The following is a 15853-nucleotide window of genomic DNA, read 5'->3' on the forward strand; positions in this document are numbered from 1 at the left end:
GACGGAATTGATACGCAACGTGAGCCCCGCTCACGATGCTCCGCCGGCGCATACCCGAGGGCGCGCGGATGGGTTAGAATCCGCGCCTTCCTTACACCGCCCAGCTGATTCCCAGGGGACCGCCATGTTCAGCCGTGATTTGACCCTCGCCCGTTTCGACGCCGATCTGTTTGCCGCCATGGAGCAGGAAGCCAAGCGTCAGGAAGAACACATCGAGCTGATCGCCTCGGAAAACTACACCAGCCCGGCGGTCATGGAAGCCCAGGGCAGCGTGCTGACCAACAAGTACGCCGAAGGCTACCCGGGCAAGCGCTACTACGGCGGTTGCGAATACGTCGACGTGGTCGAGCAACTGGCCATCGACCGCGCCAAGCAGCTGTTCGGCGCCGACTACGCCAACGTCCAGCCGCATGCCGGTTCCCAGGCCAACGCCGCCGTCTACCTGGCCCTGCTGAACGCCGGCGACACCATCCTGGGCATGAGCCTGGCTCACGGTGGTCACCTGACCCACGGCGCCAAGGTCTCCTCCTCCGGCAAGCTGTACAACGCCATCCAGTACGGCATCACCGACGAAGGCTTCATCGATTACGACGAAGTCGAGCGCCTGGCCGTCGAGCACAAGCCGCGCATGATCGTCGCCGGCTTCTCCGCCTACTCCCAGGTGCTGGACTTCGTCCGCTTCCGTGAAATCGCCGACAAGGTCGGTGCCTACCTGTTCGTCGACATGGCCCACGTGGCCGGCCTGGTCGCCGCTGGCGTGTACCCGAACCCGGTGCCGTTCGCCGACGTGGTCACCACCACCACCCACAAGACCCTGCGCGGTCCGCGTGGCGGCCTGATCCTGGCCAAGGCCAACGAAGAGATCGAGAAGAAGCTGAACTCCGCCGTGTTCCCGGGCGCCCAGGGTGGCCCGCTGGAGCACGTGATCGCCGCCAAGGCTGTGTGCTTCAAGGAAGCCCTGCAGCCCGAGTTCAAGGCCTACCAGCAGCAGGTCGTGAAGAACGCCCAGGCCATGGCCGAGGTGTTCATCCAGCGCGGCTTCGACGTGGTGTCCGGCGGCACCCAGAACCACCTGTTCCTGCTGTCGCTGATCAAGCAGGACATCACCGGCAAGGACGCGGACGCCGCCCTCGGCCGCGCCTTCATCACCGTGAACAAGAACAGCGTGCCGAACGACCCGCGTTCCCCGTTCGTCACCTCCGGCCTGCGCATCGGCACCCCTGCCGTGACCACCCGCGGCTTCAAGGAAGCCGAGTGCCGCGAGCTGGCCGGCTGGATCTGCGACATCCTGGCCGACCTGAACAACGAGGCGGTGATCGACGCCGTGCGCGAGAAGGTCAAGGCCATCTGCGCCAAGTTCCCGGTGTACGGCAACTAAGCATCCACGCAATGCAAAAAGCCCGGCAAATGCCGGGCTTTTTGTTTGCGGTTTGCATAGAGGCGGCATTACACCAGTTCGACGCTGCACCCGAGACAGCCAGCGCCATTCGCCAGGCCACAGACGCAGGGCGGACAACGCACCCACCAGGCGCAGGGCGGACAACGCTTTATTTGTCCGCCAAACAGGCAACTCCGAAGCACCAAGCACGACGCCGTGCGGACCGCCCGGCGGACAGGTGAAGCGATGTCCGCCCTACCGGATGATGCGGCCCGCCCTGCTTGGCATTACTCGAACAACGCATCCAGCGCCTGCTCCAGGCGCGTCACGGCGATCACCTGCAACCCAGCCGGCGCTTCCTTCGGTGCATTGCCCTTGGGCACGATGGCGCGCTTGAAGCCGTGCTTGGCGGCTTCCTTCAGACGCTCCTGGCCGCTGGGCACCGGGCGCACCTCACCGGACAGGCCGATCTCGCCGAACACCAGCAGGTCGTGGGGCAGCGGGCGGTTGCGCAGGCTGGACATCACCGCCGCCATCAGCGCCAGGTCGGAGGCCGTCTCCAGCACCTTCACGCCACCCACCACATTGAGGAACACGTCCTGATCGTGGGTGGGAATGCCGCCGTGGCGGTGCAGCACCGCCAGCAGCATGGCCAGGCGGTTCTGGTCCAGGCCCAGAGTGACGCGGCGCGGGTTGGCCAGGTGGCTGGTATCGACCAGTGCCTGCACCTCCACCAGCATCGGTCGCGAGCCTTCCCAGGTGGCCATCACCACGCTGCCGGGCACGGATTCCTGGGCACGGGTCAGGAAGATCGCCGAGGGGTTGGAGACTTCCTTCAGGCCGCGGTCGGTCATGCCGAACACGCCCAGCTCGTTGACCGCACCAAAACGGTTCTTCACCGCGCGCAGCAGGCGCAGGCGGCCGTCGGACTCGCCCTCGAAATACAGCACAGTGTCGACCATGTGCTCCAGCACGCGCGGGCCGGCCAGCGCGCCTTCCTTGGTGACGTGACCGACCAGGAAGATCGCCGTGCCGCTCTGCTTGGCGAAGCGCACCAGCAGCGCCGCGCTCTCGCGCACCTGGGCCACGCCGCCGGGGGCGGACTGCAGCTGCTCGGTGAAGATGGTCTGGATGGAGTCGATCACCATCACCCGCGGCTTTTCCTGGCGGGCGGTGGCGATGATGGTTTCGATGCAGGTCTCGGTCATCACCTTGAGCCTGTCCTGCGGCAGCTCCAGGCGCCGGGCGCGCATGGCCACCTGCTGCTGGGATTCCTCGCCGGTTACGTAGAGGGCGGGCAGCCGCTGGGCGATGTTGCACAGGGTCTGCAGCAGGATGGTGGACTTGCCGATGCCGGGATCGCCGCCGATCAGCACCACAGAGCCGTCGACCAGGCCGCCGCCGAGCACGCGGTCCAGCTCGCCGGAGGCGGTGGAGAAGCGCGGTACTTCCTCGACGCTGACTTCGGCCAGGGTCTTGAGCTGCGCCTGGTCGCCAGCCCAGCCGCTGCGCCCGCTGGCGCCGCTCGGCGCGCTTTCCACCAGGGTCTCGACCAAGGTGTTCCAGGCGCCGCATTCGCCGCACTGCCCGGCCCACTTGGGGAAGGTGGCGCCGCACTCGGTGCAGCCGTACATGCGTTTGGCCTTGGCCATGAGACCGGATCTCCCTCGTCAGCGATGACGGGGGATCATACGAAAAGACTGGATATATTTACAGCGGTCAAAGGACCTGAAAATGCGCACTGGCGACAAACAGCACGACCAGACCGGCCAGGGAAAGGTAGTTACGCATGGCGATTCTCCTCGGGATGGATCAACGGAACGCAGCCTATGCCGCGTAATATCTCGATGCCATTAAGAATTCCCAAAGTGCCCAATAGTCACATCGTATGCACCGCAACGGTCGGCAACGGCGCAACGCAACGGCTATAACCAACACATTCCACGTTACTTCGAGGAGATGCCCGCATGAGCTTCATCAGTGAATTCAAGGCGTTCGCCGTTCGCGGCAACATGGTGGACATGGCCGTGGGCATCATCATCGGTGCCGCGTTCGGCAAGATCGTCTCCTCGCTGGTGGGCGACGTGATCATGCCGCCGCTCGGCGTGCTGATCGGTGGCGTGGACTTCAGTGACCTGGCCATCGTGCTCAAGGAAGCGGTCGGCGACACCCCGGCGGTGGTGCTCGCCTACGGCAAGTTCATCCAGAGCATCATCGACTTCCTGATCATCGCCTTCGCGATCTTCCTGGCCATCAAGTTCATCAACCGCCTGCGCCGCCAGGAAGAGGCCAAGCCCGAGGCCCCGCCGGCGCCGACCAAGGAAGAAACGCTGCTCACCGAGATCCGCGACCTGCTGAAGAGCCGGCAAGACCGGCTCTGAGGAGCCCGTAGGGTGGATCGCGCTTCACCGATCCACCAAGGCGCCGCCAAGCGGCGCGCCCTGCCGGCGCGATGGTGGACAAGGAGAACGTTGTCCACCCTACGAAGTTGTGACCGCCCTGCACCGTCGCCGGGCGATTCCGCCATCAACCGGCTTCTGCCGCCAGCGGCCGCAACTCCACCTTGCTGACCCGGCGATCGCGTACCTCGCCTACCGACACCTCCCAGCCCTCGGCTTCCACCCGATCACCCACTACCGGCAGGCGGTTCAGCAAGCTCATCACCAGTCCGGCCAGGGTCTGATACTCCTCGGTGGGATCGATGGGGAAACCAACCGTCTGGCACAGCACCGCCAGGTTCATCGAGCCGCTGACCCGGTAGCCGCCTTCCAGCGTTTCAATGTCCGGACTGTCCATTTCACTGGCGTCGGGCAGCTCGCCGGCGATGGCTTCGAGGATGTCGGTCAGCGTGACCATGCCTTCGAAGGCCCCCAGCTCGTTGATCACGAACGCCACGTGGGTCGAGGCCTGGCGCATCTGCTCCAGGGCGCTGAGCACCGAGACGCTTTCCGGCAGGCTCAGCGGCGTGCGCAGCAGGGCCTCGATATCCGGCTCCTGGCCGGCCAGCAGCGCATTGAGCAGCTCCTTCTTGTGCAGGTAGCCCAGCGGCTCGTCCACGGCGTTGCCGCGAATCACCGGCAGGCGCGAATGCGGCGATTCCAGCAACACCTGGCGGATGGTCTCGCGATCCTGGTCCAGGTTGATACGGTCCACCTGCATGCGATCGGTCATCGCCGTGCGCACCGACTGCTCGGCGAGGTTGAGCACGCCACGGATCATCAGACGCTCGCGGCGCTGGAACGGCTGGGTTTCCGACGAGCCGTCACCCACCAGGTCGACGATAGCCTCGCCCACCTGATCAGCCTCGACACGCCCGCCCAGCAGGCTGAGCACCGCATCGGCGGTGCGCTCGCGCAGCGGGCGCTCGCTCTGCAGGTTGCGCTGGCGGCGCGAACGGGCCAGTTGGTTGAACACCTCGATGAGAATCGAGAAGCCGATGGCCGCGTACAGGTAGCCCTTGGGAATGTGGAAGCCCAGGCCTTCGGCGGTCAGGCTGAAGCCGATCATCATCAAAAAGCCCAGACACAGCATGATCACCGTGGGGCGGGCGTTGACGAATGCCGTCAGCGGCTTGCTCGCCACCATCATCAGGCCCATGGAGATGATCACCGCCGCCATCATCACCGGCAGCTGCTCGACCATGCCCACGGCGGTGATCACCGCATCCAGGGAGAACACCGCGTCCAGCACGATGATCTGCGCCACCACCGGCCAGAAGCGCGCGTAACCCTTGCTGCCGCCCGCCTGGTGCATGCGGCCTTCGAGGCGCTCGTGCAGCTCCATGGTGGCCTTGAACAGCAGGAACACGCCGCCGCCCAGCATGATCAGATCACGCCCGGAGAAGCTCTTGCCGAGGATGTCCACCAGCGGCTCGGTGAGGGTCACCAGCCAGGCGATGCTGGCCAGCAGGCCCAGGCGCATCAGCAGCGCCAGGCTGAGGCCGATCAGGCGCGCGCGGTCGCGCTGATGCGGCGGCAGCTTGTCGGCCAGGATGGCAATGAAGACCAGGTTGTCGATACCCAGCACGATCTCGAGGACGATCAGGGTCAACAGACCGAGCCAGACGGTGGGGTCGAGGAACAGTTCCATCAGGGGTTAACGCTCATGTGACAGGAAACGGGAACGCGCAGACGCACGCCGGCAGCGGCCGGCGCGCGAAAGACACGGTATACGGGAAGATTGCCGAGCGGGCGGCACGGCAGCGTCAGGTGCGCTGCGCGGGGAGGCTGATCCCCCGGCGAGGCCGGGGGAGGTCGAGAGTCGGTGTCCATATAACCCGAGGGCTGGGAAACGAACGGCGGAATTTACGGCAAGCGCGGCACCGTGCAAACAGCCATTCGTAACCAGTTCTTACCAGTAGTTCTCCACCGCGACCTGGCCGGGGCGGCGGGTGAGGCTCAATTGCAGGTCGCGCGCCTTGAGCAGCAGACGGGTGTCCTCGATCATCTGCGGGTTGCCGCAGAGCATGATGCGCGAGTGCCCGGGGCTGAGCGGCAGACCGGCAGCGCGTTCCAGTTCCCCGGTTTCCAGCAGCGTGGTGATGCGCCCGTGCAACGCACCGGGCCGCTGCTCGCGGGTGATGGTCGGCAGGTAGGTGAGCTTGTGGGCGTGTTCGGCCAGGTAGTCGCGCCGTGCGAACCCGTTGATCAGGTCCTGATAGGCCAGCTCCCGGGCCTCGCGCACGCTGTACACCAGCACAATGCGCTCGAAGCGCTGCCAGGCCTCGAAGTCCTGCAGGATCGACAGGAACGGCGCCACCCCGGTGCCGGTGGCCAGCAGCCAGAGGTCACGACCGTCCCCAAAGCGGTCCAGGGTCAGATACCCATAGGGCTGGCGTTCCACCAGCAGCTCGTCGCCCGGGCCGAGGCGGCGCAGCTCGCTGGTGAACTCGCCGTCCGGAACCACCACGGAGAAGAAGTCCAGGAACTCGTCGTGGGGCGCGGAGACCATCGAGTAAGCGCGCCACACCAGGCTGCCGCTCGGCTTGCGCACCCCCAGACGGGCGAACTGCCCGGCCTGGAAGCGGAAGCCGGCATCGCGGGTGGTGCGCAGCGTGAACAGGCTGGGCGTCAGGGTCTCCACGGCCAGCAGCCGCTGGCGGGTGAACTTCTCTTCGCTGGCCGTCATACTTCGCACCTCCACGTGGCTCCGGTTCGCCGCCAGACTACGCCTAATCCGCTTTCGGGAAACCCGCCAGTTTTCATGCCTATTCTCGACACGCCCTTCGCCCGCCTCGACCTGATCCGCCAGCCCGAGCAACCGAACGACCCCCTGCAGGCGTTCGACGCCGCCGACGAGTACCTGCTCACCCATCTTCATGAACAGGGGCTCGCTGCCGATGAGCGGGTGCTGGTCCTCAACGACAGCTTCGGCGCGCTGGCCTGCAGCCTGGCGCCCCATGCCCGGGTGACCAGCAGCGGCGACTCGTACCTGGGCCATCTGGCCCTGCAAAAGAACCTGGGACGCAACGGCCTCAGCGCCGCGCCGCTGTTCGTGCCGGCCAGCACCACCCCCGAGGGGTCGTTCGATGTGGTGCTGATCCGCATCCCGAAGACCCTGGCCTTGCTGGAGGAGCAACTGATCCGCCTGCACGGCCGCCTGGCGCCGAATGCCCGGGTGATCGCCGCAGCCATGATCAAGCACCTGCCGCGCGCCGCTGGTGACCTGCTGGAGCAGTACATCGGTCCGGTACAGGCCTCGTTGGCGGTGAAGAAGGCGCGTCTGCTGTTCGCGACACCCGAGACGCGCCCGGCGCCGAGATCGCCCTACCCGACCCGCTACCGGCTGGATCAGCCAGCCATCGAGCTGCTCAACCATGCCAACCTGTTCTGCCGCGAAGGGCTGGACATCGGCACCCGGGCCTTCCTGCCGCATCTGCCGAACGGACTGGGCAGGGCACGGGTCGCGGACCTTGGCTGCGGCAACGGCATCCTGGGCATCGCTTGCGCGCTGGCCAATCCCGAGGCACACCTGACCCTGGTGGACGAGTCCTACATGGCCGTGCAGTCGGCCGCCGAGAACTGGCGGGCGATCCTCGGCGAGCGCCCGGTGGAGATCCGCCCCGGCGACGGGCTAGCCGAACAGCCGGCTGGCTCGCTGGACCTGGTGCTGTGCAACCCGCCCTTCCACCAGCAGCAGGTGGTCGGCGACTTCCTCGCCTGGCGCATGTTCCAGCAGGCCAAGCGCGCCCTGACGCCGCGGGGCGAGCTGTGGATCGTCGGCAATCGCCACCTGGGCTACCACGTGAAGCTCAAGCGGCTGTTCGAGCGCGTGGAGCAGGTAGCGGCAACGCCCAAGTTCGTGGTGCTGCGGGCAATTCGCTAGCCAGTCAGCGACTTGCGCCTGTGCGCGACCGCTGGCGCCCCCGGAAGAAAGGGTCCCGGGAAGCCACAGCGGCATAGATCAGGAACAGCCCGAATAGCGCCAGGCCGAACAGACCCGACCTACCGTCGGGCAGCTCGCTGCCAAGTACGAACAACAGCGCCAGCAGGGCGCTGCCCAGGCCATGGCGCAACAGGCGCAGCCCCCTGCGTCCCGGCCGCGCGCCGCCCAGTACACGGCGGCTCAGCCGCAGGTCGTACAGCTCAAGGGGACGCAGCAGAAACGACCAGGCCGCCATCAGCCCCCGCACGATCAGCGCCACGATCCCTCCCTGGAAGGCCAGCACCAACAACTCCAGCAACGCATCCAGCCCGCCGGCGCCGTACTCGCCCCAAGGCAACAGCAGGGTCAAGGCCAGCAGCCAGAGCAACAGGGTGGTGTGTTTCCAGCCTTCGCGGGGCGGCATCAGGACCTGCCAGGCCTGCACATCGGGCGAGCCATAGCGGGCCCAGACGTGCGGGTAACGCTGGGTCAATTGGTCAGCCAGGCGCGCGCATGCCTTCCAATCCTTCCCGCGAAAGTGGCGGGTGAAGCGCAACCGTTCACCTTCGTGCATGGGCGACAGCAACAGGCGGGCAGCGCGCGCGCCAGCCTTGCGTGGTACGCCGGTGGTCCGCAGCCAGTCCTGCAGGCGGGCAGCGAAGGCCTGCTCCCGACTCTGCCGCCACAGGGTTTCCCAAGCCTGGGGAACCTCCGGAAAATCCGCCTTCGACCAGCCGAAGCGCCTGCACAGCGGCTTGAACAGGGCCGCACCTTCCGGCATGGCCAGCACGCGTGTAAACAGGTCGCGCTGGAAGAACTCGCGCTGATCGAACGCCTGTAGCCAGGGCTGGCCGAGCACCCGGTCGAGCCGTTTCAGGAATGCCCTGGCGCCTTTGCGCTGCAGGCGCGCGCACAACCTGCGCGCATCCTGCTCTGCCAGACGGCGGGCCAGGTGTTCCAGCTCGCCGGCCGACAACCGTACATCTACCGACACGAACCAGCCCAGGCGCCGGATCGCCCAAAGCAGCAGCTCGCGCCCATCGTCGCCAGCCGCCAGGCACTGGGCCAGGACCGCCTGTTCGAATGCAGACCGTTGCTGGCGATACTCCGCCTCGCTGAGCCATTGATCCAGGCGCTCCGCCGGCTGCCCGACCAAGCGCTGCACCGGGCCCGGCATCGGCACGGCTGGCGGCGTGACGGGCGCCTCCGCGCTAGGCGCCGGCGACCCGGACGGCGGAGCTTCCTCGCGCAGGGCGTGTTCGTAGGCCTCTCGCAGCCGCTGAAAGCCCTGCGGATCGGTATCGGGCCGATGGACCTTCAGCAACTGGGCGTAACGGCGCTTGACGGTTCGGGAATCAGCCTGCGGCTCCAGCCCCAGCACCTCCCAGCAGCTCATCGCCCCACTCACAGCACACCCTCAAAGGCGTCCAGCTGCCGCTCGATCTCGGCGCGCAGCGTATCGATGCGCGCAGTGTCCTGGCTTTCCAGGGCCTGCTGGAAGGCGCGTCCCAGCTCGGCCACGTGAGCGCGGGCCTCACCCAGGCTTTCCTCGTACAGGCGATCGATCCGGGCCAGGACCCGTGTATTGACCTGCTGTTCGCGGGGATGCACCTTGAGCGCCGCCAGCGCCAGTAAACGCGCGGCGATCTCGTCCGGAGCGAGCACGCCGGGATTGTGTTCAATGACCAGCCGGTGGTGCTCGCCGGTCAGGGGAATATGCACATCCGCCTCCAGCAGACCATTGATGTCGTAGGTGAAGCGCACCCGCAGCTCCACCTCCTCGGCCTTGCGAGGGGGCACGGCGATGGCCAGCTCGCCCAGGAAGATATTGTCCTTCACCAGGCGGTTCTCGCCCTGGAAGATGCGCACCACCACCTCGGTCTGGCCATCGTGCACCGTGACGATGCTCTTTTCCCGGCTGACCGGCACCGTGCAGTTGCGCTCGATGATCGGCAGGTAGTGGCCACTTTCCAGCTGCCGGCCCAGTTCGACGGACGTTTCGATGCCCAGGGTGTAGGGGCATACGTCGGTGAGCACCACATCTTCCAGGGCCGCGTCGCGTTGCTTGAGTGCTGCCTGCACCGCCGCGCCCTGCGCCACCACCTGGTCCGGTTGCAGGTGCATGGCCGGAATGCGCCCGAACAGACCCGCTACCAGGCGTCGCACCAGTGGCATGCGCGTGGCGCCGCCCACCAGCACCACCTCGTCCAGATCCGCGGCCTTGATTCGGGCATCGCGCAACGCGCGTTCCACCGGTCGACGCAAGCGTTCCAGCAACGGTTCGGCAAGATGCTGGAACTGCTCGCGGGTAATGGTTTCCTCCCAGCGCCGCCCGTCCTGCTGCAACAGGAACGTCATCCGCTCGTGTTCACCCAGGCCATGGCGCACGCGGCGCGCCTCGCCACGCAAGCGGGCAGGCAGGTGCGAGCAGTCACCGTCCAGCGCTGTCCGCAGCCCAGGCTGCCTGGCCAGCACATGGGCGACGATCGCCTCGTCGAAATCCTCGCCGCCCAGGAAGTTATCCCCGGCCGTGGCGCGCACCTCCATGACGCCGTCGAACATTTCCAGGATCGACACGTCGAAGGTGCCGCCGCCCAGGTCGAAGACCAGAAAGGTGGACTCCTTTCGTTGTTGCAGGCCATAGGCCAGGGCGGCCGCCGTAGGTTCGTTGACTAGCCGCTCGACGCGTAGCCCCGCCAGTTGCCCCGCCACCCGCGTGGCTTTGCGCTGGGCATCACTGAAATAGGCCGGCACGCTGATGATTGCCTCGGTGACCGGCTCGCCGCAGAAGCGTTCGACATCTTCCTTGAGGCTGCGCAACACCAGCGCCGACAGCTCCTCGGGACGGAACATGCGCGCGCCCAGGCGGACCTCCCGCTGGCTGCCCATGTAGCGCTTGAACAGCTCGCAGCTGAGATGCGGGTGGGTCTGCAGGCGCTGGCGCGCCACATCGCCCACCAGCACCAGGCCCTGATCGTCCAGGCCGACCACGCTCGGGGTCAGGGTTTCACCCAGGGCATTGGGTACCACATGCGCCACTCCGTCACGCCAGAAGGCCACCAGGCTATGGGTTGTCCCCAGATCGATTCCCACCACCATTGGCAACTCCACCACCACCCGGTACGCAATATGGCCTGAAAGGCCCGTTCCAGAGCGATTTGATCATTCCAGGACGCTTCCGGTCAAAGTCCTGGCCCACCGATTGCATTTCACTGGCTTTGCCGGCCCGGACCCTCTGCGCCGAACCACGAACTGGTATGATGCAGCGCTTTTTTGCCCCCGCCCTGCACAGCCGCAATTGCTCCTGGGAGATACCCATGCTGGAAAAGCTGTTCCAACTCCGTGCGCACAACACCACCGTGCGAACCGAGATCCTGGCCGGTCTGACGACCTTCCTGACCATGGCCTACATCCTGTTCGTCAACCCGTCGATGCTGGCCGCCACCGGCATGGACCAGGGCGCGGTGTTCGTCGCCACCTGCCTGGCCGCCGCCATCGGCTCTTCCCTGATGGGTCTGCTGGCCAACTACCCGATCGCCCTGGCGCCGGGCATGGGCCTGAACGCCTTCTTCACCTACACCGTCGTGCTGACCATGGGCTACACCTGGCAGGTCGGCCTGGGCGCGGTATTCCTGTCCGGCGTGCTGTTCTTCCTGCTGTCGGCCTTCAAGGTCCGCGAATGGATCATCAACAGCGTGCCGCTGCCGCTGCGCGCCGGCATCGGCGCCGGTATCGGCCTGTTCCTGGCAATCATCGCGCTGAAGAACGCCGGCATCGTGGTCGACCACCCGGCCACCCTGGTGGGCCTGGGCGACCTCGGCGCCGGCGGCCCGCTGCTGGCGTGCCTGGGCTTCTTCCTGATCGCCGCGCTGGCCTACCGCAGGATCACCGGCGCGGTGATGATCGGCATCCTGGCGGTCACCGCCCTGTCCATCCTGCTCGGCCTGTCCGAGCTGCAGGGCGTGGTCTCCGCGCCGCCGTCGCTGATGCCCACCCTGCTGGAACTGGACATCATGGGCGCGCTGGACATTGGCCTGGTCAGCGTGATCTTCGCCTTCCTGTTCGTCGACCTGTTCGACACCTCCGGCACCCTGATCGGCGTGTCGCAGCGCGCCGGCCTGGTCGACAAGAACGGCCACATGCCGCGCCTGGGCCGCGCCCTGCTGGCCGACAGCACCGCCACCATGGCCGGTGCCGCGCTGGGCACCTCGACCACCACCAGCTACGTGGAATCCGCCGCCGGCATCGGTGCCGGTGGCCGTACCGGCCTGACGGCCTGCGTGGTCGCCCTGCTGTTCCTGCTCAGCCTGTTCTTCTCGCCGCTGGCCAGTTCGGTGCCCGCCTACGCCACTGCGCCGGCACTGATGTTCGTCGCCGTCCTGATGCTCAGCAGCCTGGCCAGCATCGACTGGAACGACCTGGCCGTGGCCGCTCCGGTGTCCATCGCCGCACTGGCCATGCCGCTGACCTTCTCCATCGCCAACGGCATCGCCTTCGGCTTCATTGCCTGGACGGCCATTCACCTGCTGGCCGGCCGCTGGCGCGAACTGAGCCCGGCCATGTGGGTGCTGTCGGCACTGTTCGTGGTCAAGCTGGCGCTGTTCTGATCCCTGCCCATCGCGGCTGAAGCCCCCCTGGCTTCAGCCGCGATTGTTCAGCTACCGACGGCCGGTCCCCCCGGCCGTGCATTCGGCTCCGGATCGGTGGAAAATCGCCGCGCGAATTTTCCATCCTGCGGCCCTGCCGTCCTTACCCACACGAGTTGCCCATGATCCGTCCGCAAGACGCCGCCGCCTATTCCGCCCAGCTTGCCGACAAGCAGGCCCGCCTGCGCGAGCTGCTGGCGCCCTTCGCTGCCCCGGCCCCCGAGGTGTTCGATTCGCCCCTGAGCCATTACCGGCTGCGTGCCGAATTCCGCCTGTGGCGCGACGGCGAGCAGCGCCACTACGCGATGTTCGAGCCGGGCGACAAGCGCGCACCGATCCTGCTCGACGACTTCCCCATCGCCAGCCCGCGCATCAACGAACTGATGCCACGCCTGAAGGCCGCCTGGCAGGCCAGCGAGACCCTGGGCCACAAGCTGTTCCAGGTGGAATTCCTCACCACCCTGTCGGGCGACGCGCTGATCACCCTCGCCTATCACCGCCCGCTGGACGATGCCTGGGAGCAGGCGGCCGAGCCGCTGGCGGCGATCCTCGGCGCCAGCATCGTCGGCCGCTCGCGGGGCCAGCGCCGGGTGGTCGGTCGCGACTACGTCAGCGAAACCCTCCGCGTGGCGGGCCGCGAGTTCCGTTACCGGCAGCCGGAAGGCGCCTTCAGCCAGCCCAACGGCGCGGTCTGCCAGAAGATGCTCGGCTGGGCCTACGACGTCCTGGGCGAGCGCGACGACGATCTGCTGGAGCTGTACTGCGGCAACGGCAATTTCACCCTGCCGCTGGCCACCCGCGTGAACAAGGTGCTGGCCACCGAGATCAGCAAGAGTTCGGTGAATGCCGCGCTGGCCAACCTGGCCGACAACGGCATCGACAACGTCACCCTGGTGCGCCTGTCCGCCGAGGAGCTGACCCAGGCGCTCAACAAGGTCCGTCCGTTCCGCCGCCTGGCCGAGGTGGACCTGGACAGCTACCGCTTCGGCACCGTGTTCGTCGACCCGCCACGCGCCGGCATGGACCCGGACACCTGCGAGCTGACCCGCCGCTTCGAGCGCATCCTGTACATCTCCTGCAACCCGGAGACCCTGGCGGCCAACATCGCCCAGCTACACGACACCCACCGCGTCAGCCGCTGCGCGCTGTTCGACCAGTTCCCCTGGACGCACCACATGGAAGCCGGGGTTCTGCTGGAAAAGCGCTAAGAACGTAGAACTGTAGGAGCGGCTTCAGCCGCGATGCTCTTTCGCAACAACAGCCCAAAGCATCGCGGCTGAAGCCGCTCCTATTAGAAGCAGGCGAAAATCTCCGCCCCACAAAAAAGCCCGCCAATCGGCGGGCTTTTTCGCATCCGGGAATCGCTTACTGCTGCGGCGGCAGCAGGGTGATTTCCACGCGACGGTTCTGCTGACGACCGGCAGCGCTGTCGTTGCTGGCGATCGGCTGGTTCGGACCGGCGCCGTAGGCGGAGATGCGGTTGGCCGCCACGCCGTTGGCGGTCAGGTAGTTGGCCACGCTCATGGCGCGGTTGTTGGACAGGGTCTGGTTCAGCTGCAGCGAACCGGTGCTGTCGGTGTGACCGACGATCTGGATGCCGTTCTTGTTGAACTCCTTGAACACCAGCACCAGCGAATTCAGGGTGTCGTAGAAGCTGGCGGAGATGTCGGCGGAGCTGGAGGCAAAGGTGATGTTGCCCGGCATGATCAGGATCAGGTTGTCCCCTTCACGCTGGACCTGCACACCGCTGTTGACCAGGGTCTGACGCAGCTTGGCTTCCTGCTGGTCGACATAGGCACCGTAGCCACCGGCGGCCAGGCCGCCCACGGCGGCGCCGATCAGTGCGCCCTTCTTGCGGTCCTTCTTGCTGGAGGTGGCGGCACCAACGGCGGCACCGGCCACGGCGCCGAGGCCACCATAAACACCCACCTTGCCCGCCTGTTGTTCGCCGGTGTAGGGGTTGGTGGTGCAACCGGCCAGCAGTGCCACGCTGGCAGCAACGGCGGTCAGGGTACGCCAGTTCTTCATAACGACTTCCTTCGGATTCGTGTGGTTGGATTTTGGCATCGCCCTTCGAGAACGGGCGCCGCCAGAAGTTCCGCGCCAGATTATCAGCCTGGCCAGAGAAAGACAGCCGGTGCGCTTGCTCCCTCGCGCGCCTGAGGCGCGATTCACGCCGTCACGAACGGGTTGGCGCGCATCTCTTCGCCCAGTTGCGTATCCGGGCCGTGCCCGGTGACCACCGTGGCCTCCTCATCGAGCACGTACAGGCGCTCGCGGATCGAACGCTGGATGGCGGCGAAGTCGCCGCCCCACAGGTCGGTCCGCCCGATGCCGCGACGGAACAGGGTGTCACCGGCGATCAGCAGCTTGTCCTGGGGGAACCAGAAACTCATCGAGCCGGGCGTATGCCCCGGCGTGTGCAAGGCCACACCGCAGCCGCAGGCCAGTTCCTCGTCGTCGGCCAGCCACTGGTCCGGGTCCGGCACCGGCTGGTAGGGCACGCCGAACAGCCGGCACTGCATCTCCAGGTTGTCCCAGAGAAACTTGTCGTCCTTGTGCAGGTGCAGCGTGGCGCCGGTCAGCTCCTTGAGCCGGCCGGAAGCGAGGAAGTGATCCAGGTGCGCATGGGTATGGATGATCGCGACCAGCGTCAGCCCGTGGGCGTTCAGCCGCGCGAGGATCATCTCCGGCTCGCCGCCCGGATCGACCACCAGCGCCTTCTTCGAGACGGGGTCGCCGATCAGCGTGCAGTTGCACTGCAGGGGGCCGACGGGGAAGGTTTCGCGGATGAGGGCGGGCTGGGTCATCGGAACGCTCTGGACGGAAATGGCACGGCGCAGAGGGTGGCTCAGACAGGGAGGATGATCAACCCACCGGCCGTTGACGGGCGTAGGGCACGGTTCCGGCCGCCACGGTGGCCAACGCGTTGCGTTGACCATCCTACGGCTGCCGTAACGGGCGGAGGCACGCAGCCGAAGACTACGATTCCCGCGCGGTGTCATGCCTGGGCAAGCCCAGCGACACCAGCGCCGCCAGCAGCACGAACGCGCTGGACACCCACAGGCAGGCCTCCAGGCCGTAGGCCTGGAACACCCCGCCGGAGAGCAGCGTGCCGATCAGCCGGCCCAGCGCGTTGGACATGTAATAGAAGCCCACGTCCAGCGACACGCCGTCCTCCTTGGCATAGCTGACGATCAGGTAGCTGTGCAGCGAGGAATTGATGGCGAACAGCGCGCCGAACAGCAGCAGGCCGCCGATCAGTACCGCCTGCGCCGGCAGCGCGCTGTGCAGGCCCAGGGCGATGGCGGCCGGCAGGCCGGCCAACAACAGCGCCCAGACGAAGGCGGCGCGGCCGTCGGGAACCCGGCCGCTGCGTTTGCCGGTGAAGTACGGGGCAACGGATTGCACGATGCCGTAGCCGATCACCCAGCTGGCCAGGAAGCCGCCGACCTGCCAGAAGTCC

Annotated in this window: 13 protein-coding genes; 5 read left to right on the forward strand and 8 right to left on the reverse strand. The window is 66.7% G+C overall.

The window, feature by feature from the left end; genetic code table 11:
• Window positions 1–124: 124 nt before the first annotated feature.
• A complete protein-coding gene (glyA, locus tag AS93_RS0105035) occupies window positions 125–1378 on the forward strand; it encodes a serine hydroxymethyltransferase (RefSeq protein ID WP_027589586.1) in 1254 nt (417 codons plus the stop codon).
• A gap of 287 nt (window positions 1379–1665) precedes the next feature.
• On the opposite strand, the gene radA is transcribed toward glyA, so the two are convergent.
• A complete protein-coding gene (gene radA, locus AS93_RS0105040; protein ID WP_027589587.1) occupies window positions 1666–3030 on the reverse strand; it encodes a DNA repair protein RadA in 1365 nt (454 codons plus the stop codon).
• Window positions 3031–3345: 315 nt separating this feature from the next.
• Between radA and mscL the strand changes: the two genes are divergently transcribed.
• Entirely contained in the window at window positions 3346–3759 is a 414-nt protein-coding gene (gene mscL, locus AS93_RS0105045) for a large-conductance mechanosensitive channel protein MscL (protein WP_027589588.1), read from the forward strand.
• Window positions 3760–3904: 145 nt separating this feature from the next.
• Here mscL and AS93_RS0105050 read toward each other — a convergent pair whose 3' ends face one another.
• Together AS93_RS0105050 and AS93_RS0105055 are read right to left on the reverse strand one after the other, a co-directional pair.
• Window positions 3905–5467: a TerC family protein gene (locus AS93_RS0105050; RefSeq protein ID WP_027589589.1), complete on the reverse strand. Its 1563-nt coding sequence runs from the start codon at window positions 5465–5467 to the stop codon at window positions 3905–3907.
• A gap of 261 nt (window positions 5468–5728) precedes the next feature.
• Window positions 5729–6505, reverse strand: coding sequence for a ferredoxin--NADP reductase (locus tag AS93_RS0105055; RefSeq protein ID WP_027589590.1), 777 nt, complete (start codon window positions 6503–6505; stop codon window positions 5729–5731).
• 75 nt (window positions 6506–6580) lie between these two features.
• Here AS93_RS0105055 and AS93_RS0105060 point away from each other — a divergent pair, with 75 nt between their 5' ends.
• The gene (locus AS93_RS0105060) at window positions 6581–7702 is read left to right on the forward strand and encodes a class I SAM-dependent methyltransferase (protein WP_027589591.1); all 1122 of its coding nucleotides are present in this window, start codon (window positions 6581–6583) and stop codon (window positions 7700–7702) included.
• Between the two features lie 4 nt (window positions 7703–7706).
• Here the strand turns inward: AS93_RS0105060 and AS93_RS0105065 are convergent, their stop codons facing one another.
• Window positions 7707–9137 (reverse strand): J domain-containing protein, encoded by a 1431-nt coding sequence (locus tag AS93_RS0105065; RefSeq protein ID WP_027589592.1) that lies wholly within the window; start codon window positions 9135–9137, stop codon window positions 7707–7709.
• A gap of 8 nt (window positions 9138–9145) precedes the next feature.
• Window positions 9146–10840, reverse strand: coding sequence for a molecular chaperone HscC (locus tag AS93_RS0105070; protein WP_027589593.1), 1695 nt, complete (start codon window positions 10838–10840; stop codon window positions 9146–9148).
• A 218-nt stretch (window positions 10841–11058) separates the two neighbouring features.
• Here AS93_RS0105070 and AS93_RS0105075 point away from each other — a divergent pair, with 218 nt between their 5' ends.
• Together AS93_RS0105075 and trmA are read left to right on the forward strand one after the other, a co-directional pair.
• Window positions 11059–12348 carry an NCS2 family permease gene (locus AS93_RS0105075; protein ID WP_027589594.1) on the forward strand — a complete coding sequence of 430 codons (1290 nt, stop codon included), beginning with the start codon at window positions 11059–11061 and terminating at the stop codon, window positions 12346–12348.
• Between the two features lie 161 nt (window positions 12349–12509).
• A complete protein-coding gene (gene trmA, locus AS93_RS0105080; protein WP_027589595.1) occupies window positions 12510–13595 on the forward strand; it encodes a tRNA (uridine(54)-C5)-methyltransferase TrmA in 1086 nt (361 codons plus the stop codon).
• Between the two features lie 157 nt (window positions 13596–13752).
• Here the strand turns inward: trmA and AS93_RS0105085 are convergent, their stop codons facing one another.
• The 3 genes from AS93_RS0105085 to AS93_RS0105095 form a co-directional block, all read right to left on the reverse strand.
• Window positions 13753–14415, reverse strand: a complete 663-nt coding sequence (locus AS93_RS0105085; protein WP_027589596.1) for an OmpA family protein — start codon at window positions 14413–14415, stop codon at window positions 13753–13755.
• Between the two features lie 143 nt (window positions 14416–14558).
• Window positions 14559–15197 carry an MBL fold metallo-hydrolase gene (locus AS93_RS0105090; RefSeq protein WP_027589597.1) on the reverse strand — a complete coding sequence of 213 codons (639 nt, stop codon included), beginning with the start codon at window positions 15195–15197 and terminating at the stop codon, window positions 14559–14561.
• Between the two features lie 172 nt (window positions 15198–15369).
• Window positions 15370–15853 (reverse strand): MFS transporter (locus AS93_RS0105095; protein WP_027589598.1); only part of this gene is annotated, 484 nt, incomplete at its 5' end.

This window comes from Pseudomonas sp. RL, assembly GCF_000647775.1.
In the GTDB taxonomy this organism is placed as follows: Bacteria; Pseudomonadota; Gammaproteobacteria; order Pseudomonadales; family Pseudomonadaceae; genus Serpens; species Serpens flexibilis.